Source organism: Ruegeria sp. CH11, assembly GCF_056537105.1.
In genome coordinates this window covers 1-21,111 of sequence record NZ_JBQFQX010000014.1, presented here as the reverse complement: position 1 = coordinate 21,111, position 21,111 = coordinate 1, and the positions used below count along the sequence as shown (strand labels likewise).

At 57.7% G+C, this 21,111-nt stretch carries 12 protein-coding genes; 6 read left to right on the top strand and 6 right to left on the bottom strand.

Annotation, left to right across the window (positions count from 1 at the left end):
- Positions 1 to 34: 34 nt before the first annotated feature.
- On the bottom strand, positions 35 to 775 hold the full coding sequence (locus ACR0LX_RS17930; RefSeq protein ID WP_480784888.1) for a WecB/TagA/CpsF family glycosyltransferase: 741 nt from the start codon (positions 773 to 775) through the stop codon (positions 35 to 37).
- 360 nt (positions 776 to 1,135) lie between these two features.
- Here ACR0LX_RS17930 and ACR0LX_RS17925 point away from each other — a divergent pair, with 360 nt between their 5' ends.
- From ACR0LX_RS17925 to ACR0LX_RS17905, 5 genes are read left to right on the top strand one after another with little or no spacing between them, the layout of a single operon-like run.
- Positions 1,136 to 7,579, top strand: a complete 6,444-nt coding sequence (locus tag ACR0LX_RS17925; RefSeq protein WP_480784887.1) for a type I polyketide synthase — start codon at positions 1,136 to 1,138, stop codon at positions 7,577 to 7,579.
- A 2-nt stretch (positions 7,580 to 7,581) separates the two neighbouring features.
- A complete protein-coding gene (locus ACR0LX_RS17920) occupies positions 7,582 to 8,592 on the top strand; it encodes a glycosyltransferase family 2 protein (RefSeq protein WP_480784886.1) in 1,011 nt (336 codons plus the stop codon).
- A gap of 2 nt (positions 8,593 to 8,594) precedes the next feature.
- Positions 8,595 to 13,217 (top strand): MupA/Atu3671 family FMN-dependent luciferase-like monooxygenase, encoded by a 4,623-nt coding sequence (locus ACR0LX_RS17915; RefSeq protein WP_480784885.1) that lies wholly within the window; start codon positions 8,595 to 8,597, stop codon positions 13,215 to 13,217.
- Positions 13,214 to 13,603, top strand: coding sequence for a hypothetical protein (locus ACR0LX_RS17910; RefSeq protein WP_480784884.1), 390 nt, complete (start codon positions 13,214 to 13,216; stop codon positions 13,601 to 13,603). Before ACR0LX_RS17915 ends, ACR0LX_RS17910 begins: the two co-directional genes overlap by 4 nt.
- On the top strand, positions 13,603 to 14,529 hold the full coding sequence (locus ACR0LX_RS17905; RefSeq protein ID WP_480784883.1) for a hypothetical protein: 927 nt from the start codon (positions 13,603 to 13,605) through the stop codon (positions 14,527 to 14,529). Before ACR0LX_RS17910 ends, ACR0LX_RS17905 begins: the two co-directional genes overlap by 1 nt.
- Before the next feature lie 32 nt (positions 14,530 to 14,561).
- Here the strand turns inward: ACR0LX_RS17905 and ACR0LX_RS17900 are convergent, their stop codons facing one another.
- From ACR0LX_RS17900 to rfbC, 5 genes are all read right to left on the bottom strand, one after another.
- A complete protein-coding gene (locus ACR0LX_RS17900; RefSeq protein ID WP_480784882.1) occupies positions 14,562 to 15,446 on the bottom strand; it encodes a 2OG-Fe(II) oxygenase in 885 nt (294 codons plus the stop codon).
- 369 nt (positions 15,447 to 15,815) lie between these two features.
- The gene (gene rfbA / locus ACR0LX_RS17895; protein ID WP_480784940.1) at positions 15,816 to 16,685 is read right to left on the bottom strand and encodes a glucose-1-phosphate thymidylyltransferase RfbA; all 870 of its coding nucleotides are present in this window, start codon (positions 16,683 to 16,685) and stop codon (positions 15,816 to 15,818) included.
- A gap of 15 nt (positions 16,686 to 16,700) precedes the next feature.
- Positions 16,701 to 17,564: a dTDP-4-dehydrorhamnose reductase gene (rfbD, locus tag ACR0LX_RS17890; RefSeq protein WP_480784881.1), complete on the bottom strand. Its 864-nt coding sequence runs from the start codon at positions 17,562 to 17,564 to the stop codon at positions 16,701 to 16,703.
- Positions 17,561 to 18,601: a dTDP-glucose 4,6-dehydratase gene (gene rfbB / locus ACR0LX_RS17885; RefSeq protein WP_480784880.1), complete on the bottom strand. Its 1,041-nt coding sequence runs from the start codon at positions 18,599 to 18,601 to the stop codon at positions 17,561 to 17,563. The genes rfbD and rfbB overlap by 4 nt, the downstream gene beginning before the upstream one ends.
- Positions 18,601 to 19,167 carry a dTDP-4-dehydrorhamnose 3,5-epimerase gene (gene rfbC, locus ACR0LX_RS17880; RefSeq protein ID WP_480784879.1) on the bottom strand — a complete coding sequence of 189 codons (567 nt, stop codon included), beginning with the start codon at positions 19,165 to 19,167 and terminating at the stop codon, positions 18,601 to 18,603. Before rfbC ends, rfbB begins: the two co-directional genes overlap by 1 nt.
- Before the next feature lie 697 nt (positions 19,168 to 19,864).
- On the opposite strand from rfbC, the gene ACR0LX_RS17875 reads away from it, so the two are divergent.
- Positions 19,865 to 21,111 (top strand): PA14 domain-containing protein (locus tag ACR0LX_RS17875; protein WP_480784878.1); only part of this gene is annotated, 1,247 nt, incomplete at its 3' end.

Genomic DNA, 21,111 nt, shown 5'->3' with positions numbered 1-21,111 from the left:
AACACTTTGTTACACATATGGTGTTGAAACCGAATCAACCCTGCAAACGCTCGCGCAGTGCGGCCATGGTCAGCCCCGGCATGATCAGGATGCAGCGCCCATAACGCGCGGCCAGCCGGGTGGGGTTGCTCAGCAACCGCCAGACCCATTCCAGTGCAAGTTTGCGCACCCAGCGCGGCGCCCGGGTCTGCGACCCGGCGATGAAATCCAGACCCGCTCCGATCGAGACAAAGCCGCATTCGGGCGCATGTGTCCGGCCCAGTACCGCCAGCTTTTCCTGTTTCGGGGCGCCAAGCGCCAGAAAGCACAGCCGCGCGCCCGAAGCGGCCACATCTTTCAGGTTGGAAACCGCATCTGTCCCTTCCGGATCATATCCGAAGGGCGGGGCGATCCGGGTCACCACCTGTAATCCGGGATGGGCTTTTTCCAGTTGTGCGGCGGCCAGATCGAGCGTGTCCTGCGTCGCCCCCAGCAGCGCAACCGGGACGGATCTTGCCGCCGCCAGCACCGACAGAGGCGCGATCAGCTCGGATCCCGGCACCAGTTCGACCGGTCGCCCGGCCATCCGCGACAGCCAGACGATCGGGTTGCCGTCGGCCACCACATGGGTCTGCGCGAGATAGGCCGCCCGGAACGCGTCGGATTGGCGCATCTTGACGATGTGATCCAGATTGAGTGTCGCCACCGCAAACCCGCGACCTTCGCTCCAACGCCGGTCCAGATCGGTCAGCAGATCTCGCTGCGAGGCAAAATTGACAAGCTTTGGTTCATTCATGCTGCTCGGGACCCCGATCCGCCGGCGTAAGGGCTTCGTAAGCCAGTTGATGCCCCAGCGTCATCTGCTTGTCCATAATCCGGCGGGACAGTACCTTTTTACTGATCCGGATTTCAGCACAAACACATGGCCGATACATAATTGTGTTAACTTCAGAAACCGGGATTTTGGCGTGTGTTTGCCTTTTGTACGACATAATTTCGGGGGATACCGTGATAAACGCTATGAACTTCAGGGAAAACCTGCCCCCATGTCAGGGTGCCGGACTGTGAAACACCGTGTGGCGTTCCGTATCCCTCAAATCGCATCTGTTTCATTGGCATTCTGCGCGTGGCGGCCTAAACTCGACCCGGTTCGTTAATGGATGGTTCAAAAGTGAATAGTTCTGCTCGGGAAAGCGATATCGCAATTGTTGGTATGGCGGCGCATTTCCCCGGTGCCTCGTCGATCGGGGCCTACTGGTCCAACCTGCGCGCAGGGCTGGAATCCATTCGCCGCCTGAGCGAAGAGGAGATCCTGGCCGCGGGCGAGGCGCGGCATCTGATGCAGCGGCCGGATTATGTGCCTTTTGCCGCACCACTGGACAGGTTCGAGGAATTCGATGCCGAGTTTTTCGGGCTCTCGCCCAAAGAAGCCGCCATCATGGATCCGCAGCACCGCCAGTTTCTGGAGACTGCCTGGGAAGCACTCGAAAACGCAGGACATACGCCCGAGAACTTTCCTGGACCAATCGGCGTATTCGCTGGCTGTGGGATGGGCAGCTATTTCTATTTCAACGTCTGTTCGAACCGGGATCTGGTCGATGATGTGGGCATGTTCCTGCTGCGCCATACCGGTAATGATAAGGACTTTCTGTCGACCCGGCTAAGCCACATCCTTGACCTCAAGGGGCCAAGTGTGAATGTGCAAACGGCATGCTCGACCTCATTGGTTGCCGCGCATTACGCGACACAGGCTTTGTTGACCGGTGAGTGCGATATGGCGATCGCTGGGGGTGTCACGATCGAGCTGCCTCATAATAGGGGTTATGTTTACAAAGAGGGCGAAGTGCTCTCGCCGGACGGCCATTGCCACGCCTTCGATCATCGCGCGCAAGGTACTGTTTTTGGCTCAGGCGCGGGCGCTGTCATCCTGCGCCGTCTGTCTGATGCCATTGAGGATGGCGACCATATCTGGGGCGTGATCCGGGGGACCGCCATCAACAATGACGGCGCGGCCAAGGCTGGGTATCTGGCGCCGTCCGTTGATGGTCAGGCTGCCGCGATTTCCGAGGCGCATGTGATGGCCGATGTGAGCGCCGATACGGTGGATTATATCGAGTGTCACGGCACCGGCACCTATCTGGGTGACCCGATCGAAGTGGCCGCGCTGACGCAGGCCTTTTCGGAAACCACGCAGGAGACGGGGTTCTGTCGGCTGGGTTCGGTCAAAACCAATATCGGCCATCTGGATACGGCCGCCGGGGTGGCCAGTCTGATCAAGACCTCGCTGGCTTTGCATCACAAGCAGATCCCGCCCAGCCTTGGATTTGAAAAGCCCAACCCGGCGATTGATTTCGAGAACAGCCCGTTCCAAGTGAATGACAGCCTGACCGACTGGGTCTCGCACAAGGGGCCGCGCCGCGCTGGGGTCAATTCTCTGGGGGTCGGCGGGACGAACGCGCATGCCATTCTGGAGGAAGCGCCCGAGCGGGCTGCATCAGAGCCTTCGGACTGGCCGTTTCAAATCCTCACGGTTTCGGCGCGGGGCAAAAAGGCGCTGGATGCCAACAGCGCGGCGCTGGCTGAACATCTGCGCGCCAATCCCGATCAGGATTTGGCCGATGTCGCCTGGACGTTGAAAAACGGGCGGCGCGGGTTTGAAAAGCGGCGTGTAATTGTCGCTGAATCCCATGAAGAGGCTGCGGCCATTCTGGAGGAAAACGATCCGCGCCGGGTGTTCACGCATACGGTGATCTCGGACGCGCCCGAGCATGTGTTCATGTTCCCCGGCGGCGGCGCGCAATATGCCGGTATGGCACGGGACCTCTATGAGACCGAGCCAGTCTTTGCCGACTGGATGGACCGTGGTCTGGATATTCTGCAGGCCAAACTCGACTACGATATCCGCGCGATCTGGTTGCCCGAACCTGGTCAGGAAGAGGCCGCGGATGAGCGGCTGAAAACGCCCTCGGTGCAGCTGCCGTTGATCATGATCACCGAATATGCGCTGGCGCAGCTCTGGATGGAATGGGGTGTTCAGCCCGCCGCTCTGGTCGGCCACTCGATGGGCGAAAACACCGCCGCTTGCGTGGCAGGTGTGATGTCATTCGAGGATTGCATCGGTCTGGTCCATCTGCGCGGGCGCCTGTTCGATACGGTTCCTGCAGGTGGTATGTTGAGCGTCCCCCTGCCTGCCGACGATCTGAGGCCGCTGCTGGGAGACGCGCTTGATCTGGGTGCCGTCAACGCTCCCAGCCTGAGCGTTGCAACCGGACCTCAAGCGGCGCTGGATGATCTAGAGGAACGCCTGCGCAATCAGGGCGTAGACTGCCAGCGCATCCCGATTGATATCGCCGCGCATTCGCGAATGCTGGAGCCTATTCTGAAGGAGTTTGGCGATTATCTGCGTTCGATCGACCTGCAGGCAGCACAGATCCCCTTCCCCTCAAACCGCAGCGGCAACTGGATCACCGAGGCTGAGGCCACGGATCCCGAATACTGGGTCGGCCATCTGCGCAACACCGTTCATTTCGCCGACTGCATCACCACATTGTCTGAAAACCCCGAGCGGATTTTCATCGAGGTCGGCCCGGGCAAGGCGCTGGCTTCGCTGACCGGACAACATGATAAGGTGGACGCCAATCAGGTGATCAGCAGCCTGCGTCACCCGAACGATGACGTGGCTGATGACGCTTATTTTATGGCCATGCTGGGTCGCATTTGGGCTTTGGGCGGCACGTTCGACTGGGAGCAGATCTGGGGTGAGGCGCGCCGCAACCGGGTACCTCTGCCGACCTATGCGTTCCAGCGCTCGCCCTATTTCATCGAACCCGGCAAGACGCAGGCGGAGACGACCAGCCAATGGCTGATGCGCACTGAAGATGCAGCCGATTGGGGCTATCGCGTCGCCTGGACACCTAAATACGCAACCTGTGATGTCGATGTTACGGGTGATCTGTCAGACGCGCCTCAGGAAAGCTGGCTGATCTTTGCGGATGAGGCTGGGCTTTGCAACAAGCTGACCGAGCGTCTGAAGCAGGCCGGCCATAAGGTGGTGACGGTCACGCCCGGCGATGCCTTTGCACGTATCAGCGAAGATCACTATCAACTGGCTCCCGAACGCGGGCGCGAAAGCTATGATGCGCTGATCCGCGATCTGGTCGCGCAGGACCGCATCCCAACCCGGATCGTGCATGGCTGGTTGCTGACACAGGCCGAGACCTTCCGCCCCGGCGGCAGCTTTTTCCACCGAAATCTGGAACAGGGCTTTTACGGCCTGTTCTTTCTGGCACAGGCAATCGGGGATGAAGACCTGCCGATGCCCCTGCACCTCCATGTCCTCAGCTCGGGCGCGTTGCAGGTCCGGGATGAGGCGCTGCCCTATCCGGAAAAAGCCACCGTGACCGGCCCGACCCGCGTCATCCCGCGCGAATTCCCCGGCCTGACCTGTGCGCTGCTGGATATCGATCTGCCACAAAGCGCTGGAAAACGCCGGACCCCTGCCCTGCCCGACGGCCTGACCGATCAGGTGCTCGAAGACCTGATGGCCCCGCCCGCCTCGTTCACGGCAGCGATCCGCGGGGGCAAACGTTTTGAACAGGGATACCGCCCGCAGGCTCTGGCAGAGCCGTCTCTGGATGACTTACCTCTGCGCGACGGCGGTACCTATCTGATCACCGGCGGTTTTGGCGGCATCGGTCTGACACTGGCCGAAGCGCTGATTACCAAAGTGAACGCCAATATTGTCCTGCTAGCGCGCGGTGAACTGCCGCCGCGCGATCAGTGGGAAAACGTATTGAATAACTCTGCCCCGCAAGACAGAACTGCCCGCCGCATCCGCGCTATTGAGGCGCTTGAAGCTGCAGGTGGCAAGGTCCTGCCGATGTCGGTCGATGTCAGCAACGTTGAAGAAATGCGCCAATGCGTTGAAAGCGCGACACAGGAATTCGGCCAGATCAACGGTGTGATCCATGCGGCGGGTCTGATCGATGACGCGCCGATCATGACCAAGACCATGATGGAGATCGAGGATGTCTTTACACCCAAGATCCACGGCACACAGGTCATCGACCAGATTTTCCCCGATGGGTCGCTGGATTGGCTGGTTCTGTTCTCGTCTACCTCGACGGCAACAGCCCCTGTGGGTCAGGTCGATTACGTGGCCGCCAATGATTACCTGAACGCCTATGCGCGTGCCCGCGCTGGTAGCAAAACGCAGGTTCTGTCGGTCAATTGGGGCATCTGGGCCGATGTTGGCATGGCCGCCGACGCGATGGAGGCCCGGACCGGTTCCGTAGAGCCCGCGCCGGTCACGTCGGCAGATGTGCCAATGCTGGATCAGGCAACATTCGATGACACCGGAAACCGCCTGCTCAGCGCGACCTACAACGCCCATGATCGCTGGTTTCTGAACGATCACCGGACCAAGGCCGGTCACGCTCTGGTGCCCGGCACCGGCTATCTGGAACTGGCCTCCGAGGCGCTGCGGGTACAGGGCGAAACCGGCCCGTTCGAGATCCGTGATCTGTATTTCCTGCGCCCTCTGGCTGTGTCGGACAATGAAGATCAGCAGGTCCGACTACGCTTGCCACGCAGCGATGTCGGCTATGATCTGACGGTCGAGAGCGGAACGGATGACGCGTTCGAACTGAATGCGCAGGCCAGTCTGTCACTGCTACCACTGATCGCGCCCGCACCGCTGGATGTGGCGGCCATCGCCAGCCGTTGTAGCCCGGCCCATCAGGCCGAAGGCGCAGGACGCTTGCGCTCCCTGCAGGAAGCGCACCTGAATTTCGGTCCACGCTGGCGGGTGCTGACCTCGACAGCGCTGGGGCAGAATGAAGGCCTCGCCCATCTGGCTTTGCCAGAGGGCCTGCAGTCGGATATCGAGGCAGGCTATCACCTGCACCCTGCCCTGATGGATCTGGCAACAGGCTGGGCGATGGAGTTGATCTCTGGATATCAGGCGTCTCACCTTTGGGTGCCGGTCTCGTACCGGTCGGTTCGAGTTTACGCGCCCCTACCGGCACAGATCGTCAGTTGGGTCCGCAACGCGGGCGACAACCGCGCCGAGGGTGAAACCGCCAGCTTTGATGTAAGCATTGCTGCCCCGGACGGCACGATCTGCATCGAAGTCGAGGGCTTCTCGATCCGCAGGATGGAAGACGCGGTGGACTTCGCGATCACCGAAAGCGCTCCGGTTGTCACCTCCGAGGTAGATGCCCCAGCACCCCTTTCCCCGGCCGAGGAACGCCTGCGGCACAACCTGTCTCAGGGCATTCCGGCAGCGGAAGGACCTGCGTTGTTCTTCAAGGCGCTGACTAGCGGGCAGTCTCAGATCATCCTGTCCTCGCTGGATCTGGATGGGTTGATTGCCCAGGCTGCCGATAGTGGGGCATCCACCGAAAGTGCGGATCAAAAATTCCAAAGGCCTGAGTTGGATTCGGACTATGTCGCGCCGGAGAATGACATCGAACGACGTTTGGCCGGGTTCTGGCAGGAATTGCTGGGCGTTGACGAGATTGGCGTCGAAGACAGTTTCTTCGATCTGGGCGGTCACTCCCTGATTGCAGTTCGGCTGTTCGCGCAGATCCGCAAAGCCTATAACGTGGACTTCCCGATCTCGGTTTTGTTCGAGGCTCCGACCATCCGCAAATGCGCCGATCTCATCGCTGCCAGAGGCGTGCCGAAAGACGGCGGGGAAGATACCCCTGCCGAAGCGGCACCGTCCACACCGGAACGTCGCTTTACCCATCTGGTGCCGATGCATTCTGGCGAAGGCGGATCCAAGACACCCTTCTTCCTGGTGGCGGGCATGTTTGGCAACGTGCTGAACCTGCGCCATCTCGCACATCTGGTTGGGACCAACCGGCCATTCTACGGCCTGCAGGCCCGTGGCCTTTATGGGGATGAGGAACCCCATCGTGATCTGCGCGAAGCGGCTAAGGATTACATCGCCGAAATGCGACAGGTTCAGCCCACTGGGCCTTACATGCTGGGCGGTTTTTCGGGTGGCGGGATTACGGCTTATGAAATTGCACGCCAACTGTCTGAAGCAGGCGAAGAGATCGCGGCGCTTGTCATGCTCGATACACCCTTGCCGGTGCGGCGTCCCCTGAGCAAACGGGATCGTCTGATGATCCAGTGGCTGGAGATGCGGGACAAAGGGGTAAGCTACCCGATCCAGTGGGCCAGAAACCGGATCGCTTGGGAAATCGAGAAGCGCCAACCCAAGGACGAGACGGTCGAGACCGGTCAGCAATTCCATGACACCGAAATCGAGGCGGCCTTCCTGCAAAGCGTCGCGGCTTATCCGCTGCACGCTTGGAACGGTCCGCTGACCCTGTTCCGCCCGCCTCTGGTTGGCAAATGGGAGGTGGCACCGGGTCAGTTGGTGCACCATGAGCGGCATTACTTGACCCATGACAATGACTGGACGCCCTGGGCCCCTAATATCGAAGTGTTTGAAGTGCCTGGAGATCATGACTCGATGGTTCTTGAGCCAAATGTGCGGGTGCTGGCGGCCCAAATGAAAACCTGTCTGGAAAACGCGGAACGCCAGATTGCACGGCCACATCCCATGATACAGGAAGCGGCGGAATAGCCATGTCCGATCCCGTGCTCCTGACCATTATCCTGAACTACAAAACGCCGGATATGACCCTGCGCTCGGCAGAGGCTGCACGGAAAGCCATGTCCGGGATCACAAGCGAGATCATCATTGTGGACAATGATTCACAGGATGGTTCTTTTGAGGCGATCACGGCGCATGTTCAGGATCAGGGCTGGGATGAAGATAACCATGTTCGGGTCATCCAGTCGGGCCATAATGGCGGGTTTGGTGCGGGCAACAACGTGGGCATCCGGACAGGTCTGTCGGATGGCACGCAGCCTGACTATATCTACATCCTGAATTCCGACGCTTTTCCGGCCGAAAATGCAATCCGGTTGCTGCTGGACCATCTGGAAACCACGCCCGAGGCAGGCTTTGCCGGCAGCTATATCTACGGCGAAGACGATGACCCGCACCTGACCAGCTTCCGTTTCCCTTCGATTGCAAGTGAATTTGAAAGCGGTATTAACTTTGGTCCCGTTACCCGGCTGTTCAAAAACCGGATCGTACCTATTCCCATTCCGTCTGAGACCCGCCCCGTCGATTGGCTTGCCGGGGCCAGTCTGATGATGCGGCAAAGCGTTCTGGATGAGATCGGCCTCTTTGACGAACAGTTTTTTCTGTATTTTGAGGAAACCGACCTGTGTCGGCGCGCTGCGCTGGCGGGCTATCGCACCGACTACGTGCGCTCCAGCGAGGTTATGCATATCGGGTCCGTCTCAACTGGCATGAAGACCTGGCAACGTGTGCCTACCTACTGGTTTGACTCCCGCCTGCATTATTTCGTCAAGAACCACGGCAAGTTTTATGCCGCCTGCGCCACCTGCGTGCATTTGGCAGGTGGTTTTTTGCATTGGCTACGCTGCTTGATAACCCGCAGAAACAGCGGCGTGCCCCCTCATTTTTTGCGTACCCTGGCTTGGCATGATCTGTCTGCCTGCTTTCGCGCGACGCCGCGCAAAGCCAAGCAGGACAGCCTGTCCAAGCCTGTTATTGGAGAGTAACGATGCCTTTCAGCACCTTTCTTGTCGGCCATGAATCTCTTGTCATTCAATGTGGGGAAATGCTGCTCGAGGCCGGCCACAGCATTCAGGGTGTCGCGACTCGTAACCCGGATGTCGAAGCTTGGGCCAAATCTCATTCTCTACCCCTCCATGCGCCCGGTCGGGATTTGCATGACCGGATCGACGGGGTTTCGTTTGACTGGTTGCTCAGCATCGCCAACCTCGACCTGTTGCCGCAGGCGCTTTTGGACAAGGCCCGGAAAGGCGCCGTCAATTTCCATGACGGCCCGCTGCCCCGCTATGCGGGTCTGAACGCGCCGGTCTGGGCCATTCTGAATGGTGAGGTGCAGCACGGGATCACCTGGCACATGATCTCGGGTGGAGTGGACGAGGGCGGGATTGTCGCTCAAAAGCTGTTCGATATCAGCGATACGGAAACCGCCCTGACCCTGAACACCAAATGCTATGGGGCCGCTATCGAAAGTTTTGCCGATGTGATCCGAGCGCTTGAGGCGGATCAGCCCCCTGCCCAGCAGGACTTGTCGCAGCGCAGCTATTTCGCCAAAAACGACCGCCCGCAGGCGGCGGCCCGGTTGGATTTCGCAAAACCCGCGCAAGAGTTGGCCGCGCTGGTCCGCGCGTTGGACCACGGTGACTATTGGAACCCGCTATGCCGGCCGAAGGTTCAGCGCGATGGTCAGGTCTGGCTGATCGGGTCGGCCCGGGTAAGCGACCAGCAGACCGATGCCACACCGGGTACCATTCTTGCAAGCGACGCCGAGAGCGTGACCATCGCAACCGGAGACGGCGCGATTGAGATCAGCGACCTGCGCAATGGTCTGGGTGCGTCTGTGCCAACGGATGGCATTTTGAATGGCGGCAGTGCCTTGCCACCACTGATCGCGGAACAGGCGGCCTCAATCGATCAGGACATCGCTAATACTCTGCCAACCGAGCTGAATTGGCGCACCCGCCTGGAGACGCTGCAATCCGTTGAGGTACCCCTGGTCAACACTTCGGCACCTTCCGGCGCGCCGCGGTCGCAGCCATTGCATGTGCCTGCAAATCTTGCCGATGAGACGGCCAAGGCGGCAATGGCTGCCCTCATGGCACGTCTTGGGGATACATTCACCCTTGATCTGGCGCTGCGCCTGCACAAGGCGACGTCGCCCTATCTCAATAGCTGGGTTCCGGTGCGTTTTGATGCGGAACAGACTTTTTTGGACGCGCGGGAGAGTTTGAACCAAACAATCGCGCAGGCCCAAGATTTGGGTCCGTTTGCCTGTGATCTTCCCGCGCGCCTACCCGGCGCTGCGCCATTGCAAACACCCATGGTAGGGCTTTCCGATGACGTGTCAGCCGGCCTGATTCCGGGCACAAGCCTGACGCTGGCAACATCCGGCGATCAGGCGGTTTTGTTTGCCGATAGCGGACATATCTCGGAATCCGCCCTGAATTTGCTGGCTGCGCGGCTCGAAAGCCTGCTTGCCTCGTTGACTGATCCAACCGTTGCGGGGCTACCCGTCGCCAAGCTTTCCATTCTGCCTGATACGGAACGCACACAAATCTTGCAGGACTGGAACAATACTTCCGTCGACTATGACGGGACCACCTGCGTTCACCAGCATTTCGAGACCCAAGTCGAACGTACCCCGGATGCCCCTGCGCTGGTCTTTGAAAACCTCAGTTTCTCCTACGCAGAGCTGAATGCTCTGTCCAATCAGGTTGCGCATGTCTTGCGCGAGATGGGCGTGGGACCCGACACTTTGGTTGGGCTGCATGTCAAACGCTCGCCGCTGCTGTTGATCGGGGCTTTGGGTATTCTGAAGGCGGGCGGTGCCTATGTTCCGATGGACCCGGCCTATCCTGCGGATCGGACCGCGCTGTACCTTGAGGATAGCGGCGCAAAAGTTGTTCTGACGGAATCCGCGCTGGTTTCGGGCCTGCCCGAACATGGCGCTCAGGCTTTGCTGCTGGATACGGACCCGCGGCTGGGTACGGCTGCGACTGGCAATGTCGACAGCGGAGTAACTTCGGCCAACCTCGCCTATATGATCTACACATCCGGTTCGACCGGACGCCCCAAGGGCGTCATGGTCGAACACCGCAATGTGTCGAACTTCTTCACCGGCATGGATGACCGTATCAGCCATGACCCTGCGGGTGTCTGGTTGGCGGTGACAAGCCTGTCCTTCGACATCTCTGTGCTTGAATTGTTCTGGACCCTGGCGCGCGGCTTCAAGATCGTTCTCAGCGATGACGAAAACCGCGCCCTTGTGGCCGGTGATTCTGACCCCGGAAAATCCATCACCGGCAAAGGGATGGAATTCAGCCTGTTCTATTGGGGCAATGACGATGGCGTTGGCAGGGACAAGTATAAGCTGCTGCTTGAGGGCGCGAAATTTGCCGACAAGAACGGATTCTGCGCCGTCTGGACACCCGAGCGCCACTTTCATGCCTTTGGTGGCCCCTACCCCAACCCTTCGGTCACCGGTGCCGCTGTCGCTGCCGTGACCGAGAATATTGGTGTGCGTGCGGGTAGCTGTGTCGCGCCCCTGCACCATACGGCGCGCATTGCCGAAGAATGGGCGGTGATCGACAACCTGACCAATGGGCGTGCGGCGCTGGCTATTGCTTCCGGCTGGCAACCGGATGACTTCATCCTGCGGCCCGAAAATACGCCACCTGAAAACAAGCCTGCGATGCTGGAGGCTATCGGCACCCTGCGCCAGCTCTGGGCCGGGGAAACGGTGGAATTCCCTACCAAAACCGGTGAGATGCATGGTGTTGTTACGCAACCGCGTCCGGTCTCCAAAACGCTACCTGTCTGGGTCACGACAGCTGGCAATCCCGATACATGGCGCGAAGCTGGGGCAATCGGGGCAAACGTTCTGACCCACCTTTTGGGCCAAAGCGTGCAGGAGGTTGCCGACAAGATCGGCATCTATCATGCCGCCCTGCGCGAGGCAGGCCATGATCCCGAAGACCACAAGGTCACTCTGATGCTGCATACTTTTGTCGGAGACGATCGCGAAGAGGTGCGCGAGATCGCCCGCGAACCGATGAAGGATTACCTGCGCTCGGCCGCCGGGCTGATCAAGCAATATGCCTGGGCCTTCCCCGCGTTCAAGAAACCGCAGGGCGTGTCGAACCCGTTCCAACTGGATCTGGGCAGCCTGTCTGACGAAGAGATGGAAGGGATCCTCGATTTCGCCTTCCTGCGCTATTTCGAGGATTCCGGCCTGTTCGGTACGGTCGAGGATTGCCTGAACAGAGTCGAAGATCTGAAACGGATCGGCGTCGATGAGATTGCCTGCCTGATCGACTATGGCATCTCGGTGGATCAGGTGATGGAGGGTTTGAAACCCCTTGCTGATGTCCTGCGCCTGTCCAATCAGGATACAGAACTGGCAGAGGATGACTATTCCATCGCCGCGCAGATCGTCCGCCACAATGTCAGCCATCTGCAATGCACCCCCAGCATGGCGCAGATGATCCTGATGAGCGACGAAGCACGCTTTGCGCTGTCCAAGGTCAAACACATGATGATCGGAGGCGAGGCCCTGCCCGGATCGCTGGTCAAGCAGATCAACAAGCTATCTCCGGCGCATATCGAAAACATGTACGGGCCGACGGAAACGACCATCTGGTCGACAACCGAAACCGCAACTGCAACCGATGGCGTCGTCAATGTCGGGACCCCGATCGCCAATACGCAGGTCTACGTGCTGGACGACGACAGAAATCCAGTCCCCGTTGGCATGGCCGGAGAGCTTTACGTCGGCGGCGCTGGCGTAACCCGCGGCTATTGGCAGCGCGAAGACCTGACAGCCGAGCGGTTTGTGCCTGATCCGTTCTCGGACATGGCCGAGGCACGGTTGTATCGCACAGGAGATCTGGTGCGCTGGCGCACCGATGGACGGCTCGACTTCTTAGGCCGCGCAGATCACCAAATCAAGCTGCGCGGCTATCGTATCGAACTGGGTGAGATCGAAAGCCTTCTGGATACGCAATCTGGCGTGCGACAGTCCGTTGTCATTGCGCGGGAGGATACGCCCGGTCTGGTTCAGTTGGCAGCCTATATGACCGTGGACCATCCTGTAGACGAAAAGGCGTTGCGCAGCGCGTTGTCATCCCACCTGCCCGACTACATGGTTCCGACCCGTTTCGTGACACTGGACAGCTTCCCGCTGACCCCGAACCGGAAAGTAGATCGCAAGGCCCTGCCTTCGCCAGTAGTTCAGAAACCACGTGCTGCACCTGCCCAGGCTGAAACAGCTTCTGGCGGCGGATCGGTCACTCAAAAGATTGCAGCAATCTGGTCGCAGATACTGGGCGTTACCGACATCAGCGGGCGGGACAACTTCTTCGATCTGGGCGGACATTCCCTGCTGGCCGTACAGGCGCATCGAGAAATCCGCAAAGAGCTGAACGTGCCCAGCCTCAGCATTACCGACGTTTTCCGGTTCCCAACCCTAACGGCTCTGGCCGATACGGTGGAACAGAAAACGGGTGCGAAATCGACCGAGGCCAGCCCAACCCAGCCGTCCGCGGAAAAAGCCAGTAGCCGCAGCGATGCCATGGCCCGTCGGCGCGAAATGCGGGCAAGCAGACGGTCGGCATGAGCGGGCTCACCGCAATAAAGGCTGAGCTTCAGAAGATGCTCGGCCCCGATATCGGTATCAGGGCCGCCGATCCAGAAGATGTTATATATACCCCATCCGAGCAGGGTTGGCTAAAGACACAGGCTGTTTTCTGGCGTGGACGCCTGATCAAGCAAATCTTTTGTATGAAGGAAAGCATCTATAGGACGCTTTATCCTTTGAGGGGTCAGGTAACTGAGTTTAGGGAGGAGGAAATCGCAGTTCCTGTCTGGCGAATTATCCTCGCAGACCGGCCCGTAGGAGTGCACATCGAAACCAAAACCCTCATCGTCGGAAGAAGTATTTTCGCACATACGAACGTGTCTGAAACGCTTAGCCCCACAACACATAGCAACAGGTTTAAATAATGATCAAACGATATCTTCCGGCTTTTGTCCTGCTTGCCATCGCCACAGTTGTCGGAGTGATCCGGTTCGGAACCGCCAAACCAATGGATGCGGCTGCCTTCGATGCCTTATACGAAGTGCCTGCTCCGCCCCCGTCCAGGCCTACGAACGTCTTTCACCTGGGCCACAGCCTGGTTGGGCCTGACATGCCGGTGATGCTGATGCAACTGGCTGGGGACGGGCATGACTACAGCAGCCAGTTGGGTTGGGGTACCCCTTTGATGGACCATTGGGAACCAGATCAGGCTATTGCAGGGTTCGAACTTCGCAACATGCCCTCGGAGTACAAGGATGCCAAAGACGCCATCTCTTCCGGGGACTACAACGCGCTGGTCCTGACCGAGATGGTCGAGATCCGAGATGCCATCAAATATTTCGACAGCGGGAAGTATCTGCATGAGTGGGCGCAACTGGGTAGGCAATCCAACCCTAATATACGCGTCTACCTCTACGAAACTTGGCACCCGTTGGATAGTGAAGAAGGCTGGTTGAACCGTCTTGACAAGGATCTGGAGCGTTATTGGGAGCAAGATATCCTGCGACGCGCTCTGGCTCGTGAAGACCAGCCTCAGCCCATCTATATCATCCCCGCCGGTCAGGTCTTGGCCCAGTTCGTGCGAGAGGTTGAAAGCCGCGGTGGCGTTGGACCGATATCCAATCGCAGGGATCTATTTTCCGACGGTATACACCTCAGCGACTACGGCACATATCTTGTCGCCCTGACCCATTATGCCGTTCTGTATCAAGCATCACCGGTCGGTCTGCCACATGCTCTGACAAAGGTTGACGGGGGACCCGCCGCCGACCCCGGCCCTGAAGCCGCACGGCTGATGCAGAAAGTCGTCTGGGATATTGTGCGAAAAAATCCGCGTACAGGGCTCCGATAACAATAAAGTGGAGCATCCATAGTTTACCAGCTTCACCACGAGACGATCCGCAACTTGCGCATCACCCTTTCTGCCAGCGGGTGCAGAACGGGTGGGGTATACTTTCGCATAGTTCTTAACCGTTGTTGTTTGTTTTCGGCTCTGTCGCCCGTACCAGGACGAGTACGGAAAAGCGTTGAATGTGCAATATGGCTGTCGGACCAGGTAGAGGTGTAATAGTAAAGCGCGATCGAAAGGCGGGGCGCACCTTCCGGGTGATTTATGGGCTCAGGGTTGCCATGCATACTTGTCGAACTGGTCGAGAAACAGCACATCCGGTTCATGATGGGCGGAAAAGCTGCAACCTGCTGCTTCATATCATCAGTCCAAATCTCGAAGGCGCCACCATACTCGGGCTTCCAATCCGGATTAAGATAAATCAGTACATTAAGGCGGCGCTCAAGATTCATTGGGCCATGATGGTTGAAATCCGCGTGAACGCCCAAATAGCCGCCGTTATTGGTGCGATGAATACCTGCCCCCAGAAAATATGGATCCGGGATAAGCCCCGGGATTCCCGTCATCTCTTCAAGAAATTTAAGAAACGCTTTGGAATTCAGGGTGTTGAACACCGCGCGTGAATACAATGGTAGGATATCAGGTTTGTAGGACGCCTTCAGATGTTCTTGCGGGCTGAGATTTTCAGGAGCTTTCTCGCCTTGATCCAAGGCCTCCTGTCGCACCTTTTCGACAACAGACAAAGGCAAGAAATTATCAATCCCAATGTAGTGAAAAGGCTTTCCTGACTGATATTCAGTCGCGAAAGTCTTGCCGATTTCGGCTGCCTTTTTAGGATCAATATAAAGAGTATCGCAATCGATCTGGTAAACGCTTGAGTTTTCTTCGCCACACTGGGGCGAGCCAGAAGTATTTGTCACCGTAAAACCTCGGTCAAAACATAATTACTAGAGATAAGATACCGTGCACAAGGGCAACGCCATGTGTCAACAGCACTCTACGCAGTCGCGCTTCCCAAGTAGTCGCGTCGATGGAAGCCTCGGCTAGTACTAACACGATCAAGCTTGCGCGATCGTATGGTCGCTCTGATTGTCGCAAAGTCGCTGCGCTGTTTCAAAAGCCTGATGATTGATCGGCGATTAACGGTTGAACAGTTCTGGCAACAAGAAAGGTGAAAGTGCCGGCGTAACAAATAAAGGACCGCTTTGACTGATCGGGGGTATTAGCCAACGTTAGAAGTTCAAAAGTGGCTTGGCCCGCCATGAAATTTCCACAAATGAACCATTACTTCAGCCCAGCAAGTTCTTCAGATATTCACCATATGTAGACTTGGCGAACAGCCGCGCGCGCGCCTCAAGCGCTTCATCATTGATCCAGCCGTTGGCCCAGGCGATCTCATCAAGGCTTCCGGTTTGCATGCCTTGCCGCTCCGTCAATGTGCGCACAAAGTTGCTCGCATCCAGCAAGGACCCATGAGTGCCGGTGTCCAGCCAGGCAAAGCCGCGGCCCATGGTCTGGACATTCAGCAACCCTTCACCGAGATACATCTCTAATAGCGACGTGATCTCCAGTTCACCACGCTCGGATGGCTGAACCTGGCGCGCACGCGCCGGGGCATCGCCGTCGAGGAAGTAAAGCCCGGTTACCGCATAATTCGACGGAGGCACCTTGGGTTTTTCGATGATGCCACGCGCTTTCTTACCTTCGAAATCAACCACGCCATACCGTTCGGGGTCGGCGACACGGTAAGCAAAGACCGTCCCTCCCCGTTCCTGCGCGTCCGCCTCATGCAGCAGATCCGGAAGGCCGTGGCCAAAGAATATATTGTCTCCCAGGATCATCGCCGACGGAGCCCCCGCCAGGAAATCCTCGGCCAGGGTATAAGCCTGCGCCAAACCATCCGGAGACGGCTGCGTAATCCAGGTCAATGAAAGCCCGTATTGGCTGCCGTCACCCAGCAGGCGCTGGAACTGGTCCTGATCCTGTGGCGTCGTGATAATCGCGATCTCGCGGATGTTAGAGAGCATGAGGACGCTGAGCGGATAAAAGATCATCGGCTTGTCGTAGATCGGCAGCAGCTGTTTTGAGACCGCCATGGTGATCGGATAAAGCCGGGTACCGGACCCACCGGCAAGAATAATACCTTTGCGCTGCATGATCTGTCCTTTCAGGATTCAGTCGTTCGCGACCTTCAATTCAGCCAATACATTGGCCAGACCGATTTTCCAGTCGGGCCGGGGAATTTCGAAGATATCTTTAAGCCGCGAACACTCCAGACGCGAATTTAGAGGCCTGGGGGCCGGGGTCGGATAGTCTTTGGTCGGAATGTCTTCGATCTGAGTTGCTAGACCCGCCTGAGAGACGATTTCGCGCGCGAAACCCGCCCAACTGACGTCCGGAGCGCCAGAATAGTGAAGCAGGCCGCCTTCGGCCCGCCCCTCGGTCTTAGCGATTGTCAGCAGCGCGTCAGCAATATCGGCTGCGGGGGTCGGTCCGCCGATCTGATCTGCAACAATGGTCAGTCTGTCGCGCGCTTCGGACAGCCGAAGGATCGTTTTTACAAAGTTCGTCCCATGGGCTGAAAACACCCAGCTTGTACGCAGAATGGCGTGCCATCCCCCGGCCTGGGCAATCTGGCGCTCTCCGTCCAGTTTGGTCTGGCCATACACACCCAGCGGACCAGTTGGGTCTTGGGTGGACCGGGGCGCCTCCCCTGCTCCATCAAAAACATAATCGGTCGAGATATGCAGGAAGGGCAGGCCCCGATCTTTCGCAGCGCGTGCCATGGCGCCCGGGGCGTCCCCATTGATCCGCTGGGCCAACCCCTGTTCTTCTTCGGCCCTATCAACCGCAGTATAGGCGGCGGCATTGATGACCACGTCTGCATCCGTTTGCCGGACAGCGTCAGCGCAACCCATTGGGTCAGACAGATCTGCCTGAGACCGGTCCAACGCTTCAATCGCGATGTCATGCGTCTTCGCACGCCTGCGCAGCTCTGTCGCTACCTGACCGCTAGAACCGAACACCAGCGCCTTCATTTTGCAATCCCGAGCCGCTCGCCCACTCCGCTGCGCGCCTGTAATGCGTTCAGCCACGCGCCATTGTCCAGATACCACTGAACTGTCTGTTCCAACCCGGTCTCGGGCGTGTAGGACGGTCGCCAGTTCAGCTCTTCGCGGATCCGGGTTGGGTCGATCGCATAGCGGCGATCGTGGCCGGGGCGGTCTGTGACAAAGGTGATCAGATCGGCATAGGGCGTTTTGCCCGGCTTCAACCGATCCAGGGTCGCGCAGAGCATTTTGACCAGATCGAGATTGGTCATCTCATTCTCACCGCCGATGTTATAGCTGCGCCCCAACTGGCCTTTCTCCAACACCAGCAGCAGCGCCTCGGCGTGGTCCTCGACATGCAACCAATCGCGGATGTTGTCCCCTGCCCCGTAGATCGGAATGGGCTTGCCGGACAACGCATTCAGGATCACCACCGGGATCAGCTTTTCCGGAAACTGATAGGGGCCGTAATTGTTCGAGCAATTTGTCAGAACCACTGGCAGGCCATAGGTTTCGCGCCACGCCCTCACTAGGTGATCTGATCCGGCTTTCGAAGCCGAATAGGGTGAATTGGGCTGATAGGGGCTGTCTTCGGTGAAAAAGCCGGTCTCGCCCAGAGATCCAAAGACCTCATCGGTCGAGATGTGATGAAAGCGGAAGCTCTCGGGTCGGCCAGCCTCCATCCAGTAGGCACGCGCCGCCTCTAGCAGCACATATGTTCCGGTTACATTGGTATCGATAAAGGCTGCGGGGCCGTCAATCGAACGGTCCACATGGCTTTCAGCAGCCAGATGCATGATCGCATCGGGTTGATGCTTGCGCAGAATGCTGGACATCGCACCGGCATCCCGGATATCCGCCTGCTCAAATTCATACTCAGGCGTATCCGCGACCGAGGCAACATTATCCAGGCAGGCGGCATAGGTGAGAGCGTCGACATTGACGACCGAGTGCCCCTCGGCAATCGCGCGCCGAATAACAGCCGAGCCGATAAAGCCCGCACCGCCCGTGACCATAATTTTCATCAACCATCCTTAATCGTAAACGGGGTATCTATATCTCGCAAAAATGGGGCTGCTTTATCTTTATCGGACAATTGCGGTTCGGCCATGTCTAATGGCCAATTAATTCCAATATCGGGATCATCCCAGCGAATGGCGCCTTCTGTTTCCGGAGCGTAAGTGTCCGAGCATTTGTAGACGATCTCAGTATCGGGCTCCAACGTCATGAAGCCATGCGCGAACCCCGCAGGGATAAACAGCATACGGCCATTCTCGAAACTGAGCTCTTCGCCGACCCATTGGCCGAAGGTAGGTGAGCCTTTGCGGATGTCCACGGCCACGTCAAAAAACCGTCCGCGCCCACAGCGGACCAGCTTGACCTGCGCGCGTGGAGGCGCCTGGAAATGCAGACCGCGTACCGTGCCGACAGTGCTGGAAAGCGAGTGGTTGTCCTGCACAAATACCGTTTCGATGCCTGCGGTCACATAACTGTCCAGATTGTAAGTTTCCTCGAAGAACCCCCGCTGATCGCCAAAACGTCCGGGTGTGATTAAAAGGATGTCTGGGATTGTAAGGGGTACTAATTCCATAATCACGCTTTTCTCAATCAATTATGCAACAGTGTCGTATCACTGCATTAGCCCAGACCGTTCTTTGCAACACCATCACTTTTGTCAACGTTTTAGTTCGATGACCCGATCGCACGTGGCATGGGATGGGTTCCGGTCTATCAGAGCCTTCACTTGGGCGGCCAGTTGGCGCTTATCTGGCGAGACCTGCTACTACTCATCTTAAAATGGCACAGCCATGGGGGAGCTAACCCAGAAGCAGTCATGCATATTACCGCCTGAGTAAATCCGTTCGGCCTTTTGACATATTTTTGCCAACACAGACATTTTGTTCCGCTGATTTTCGCCGAAAGCGAACTACTTTCTTTGATGAGGATTGCAATGGCTCCCGAATTGAAACAATCCAGAACTAAAGAATGGGGATGTTGCAAGAGCAGCGAGTAAATCACGAAAGCACGGAGTCACACTTTAGCTAGGTGGTACTTTTTTGCGGCGAATGAACTGGCGTTTGCACTGTGTTTCGTGAGGTTTTTTGGTTTCTTGGTGGGGTGTTGCAGCAGACGTGCGGCTTTGTGCGATTTTTTGCCGAGTCGTAATTCCGCCTTAATTGGGCCTCGCTGAGGCCGTCAAATGGAAACAATAACCGCTTGACAGCGGGATTAAGAGAGCAGGTAACCTCATGGGTCTTTTTGCGAAATACTTCTTCGTTGATTCGGAGGTGTCACGTCTTGACCAAATCAACTTCGAAGGCGCGGCAGATGATACTGAGACCGTATCGGAGTTGGATATTAGGCGTAGCGCAGGCTCCTTCTGGGACGGCGGAACGATCGACTACTTCGCGGCACGTTACACAGGCCAGTTAAATGTTGAAACCGCCGGAGTCTACACATTCTACCTGACTTCAGATGATGGTTCGGCACTCTATATCGACGGCAAGCGTGTCATCAATAATGATGAGTTACATGCGGACCGCGAGTTGACGGTAACTTTGGACCTATCCAAAGGCTCACACGAGATTGAAGTCCGGTATTTCGAAGCCTGGGGTAAGTCCACGCTTCAGCTTGAATGGGAAGGTCCCGATAGCGGTGGCAACCGTGAAGTGATCAGCGGAGATGCTTTTAGCCATGGCGATCACACCGACGACAGCACCGGCGGAGATGACACTGGGCATGGCGATCACACCGATGACAGCGTCAGTGGGGGTGACACAGAGCATGATAACCACACCGATGACAGCGGACCCGCTAATCAGGACAACGAAAATATGCAGGGCCTCCATAGCGCCTACTTTGTCCTGAACACCCGCGCCAAACGCCTGTCTGATATTGATTTCGATGCCGATCCCAACAGCACAGGCGTGGTGTCCAAACTCGACACCTATTTCTCACGTGGATCTCTCTGGGACGATGGCCCAAAGAATTTTTTTGCCGCGCGCTATACAGGCCAACTAAATGTCGATACCGCAGGGCACTATACGATCTATCTGACATCCGATGACGGTTCAGCGCTTTATATTGACGGTGAGCGCGTGATCAACAATGACGGTCGTCATAGGGCTCGCGAAGAAAGCGTCACGTTGGACCTGTCCGAAGGTGCCCACAAGATCGAGATTCTGTATTTTGAAGCTCGGGGTAAGTCCACGCTGCAGCTTGAATGGAAAGGTCCCGATAGTGGTGGCAACCGTGAAGTGATCAGCGGAGATGCCTTTAGCCACGGCGATAACGGTGACGACACCGGAAACGGCGACAGTGGCGACGACACCGGAAACGGCGACAGCGGCGACGACACCGGAAACGGCGACAGTGGCGACGACACCGGAAACGGCGACAGCGGCGACGACACCGGAAACGGCGACAGCGGCGACGACACCGGAAACGGCGACAGTGGCGACGACACCGGAAACGGCGACAGCGGCGACGACACCGGAAACGGCGACAGCGGCGACGACACCGGAAACGGCGACAG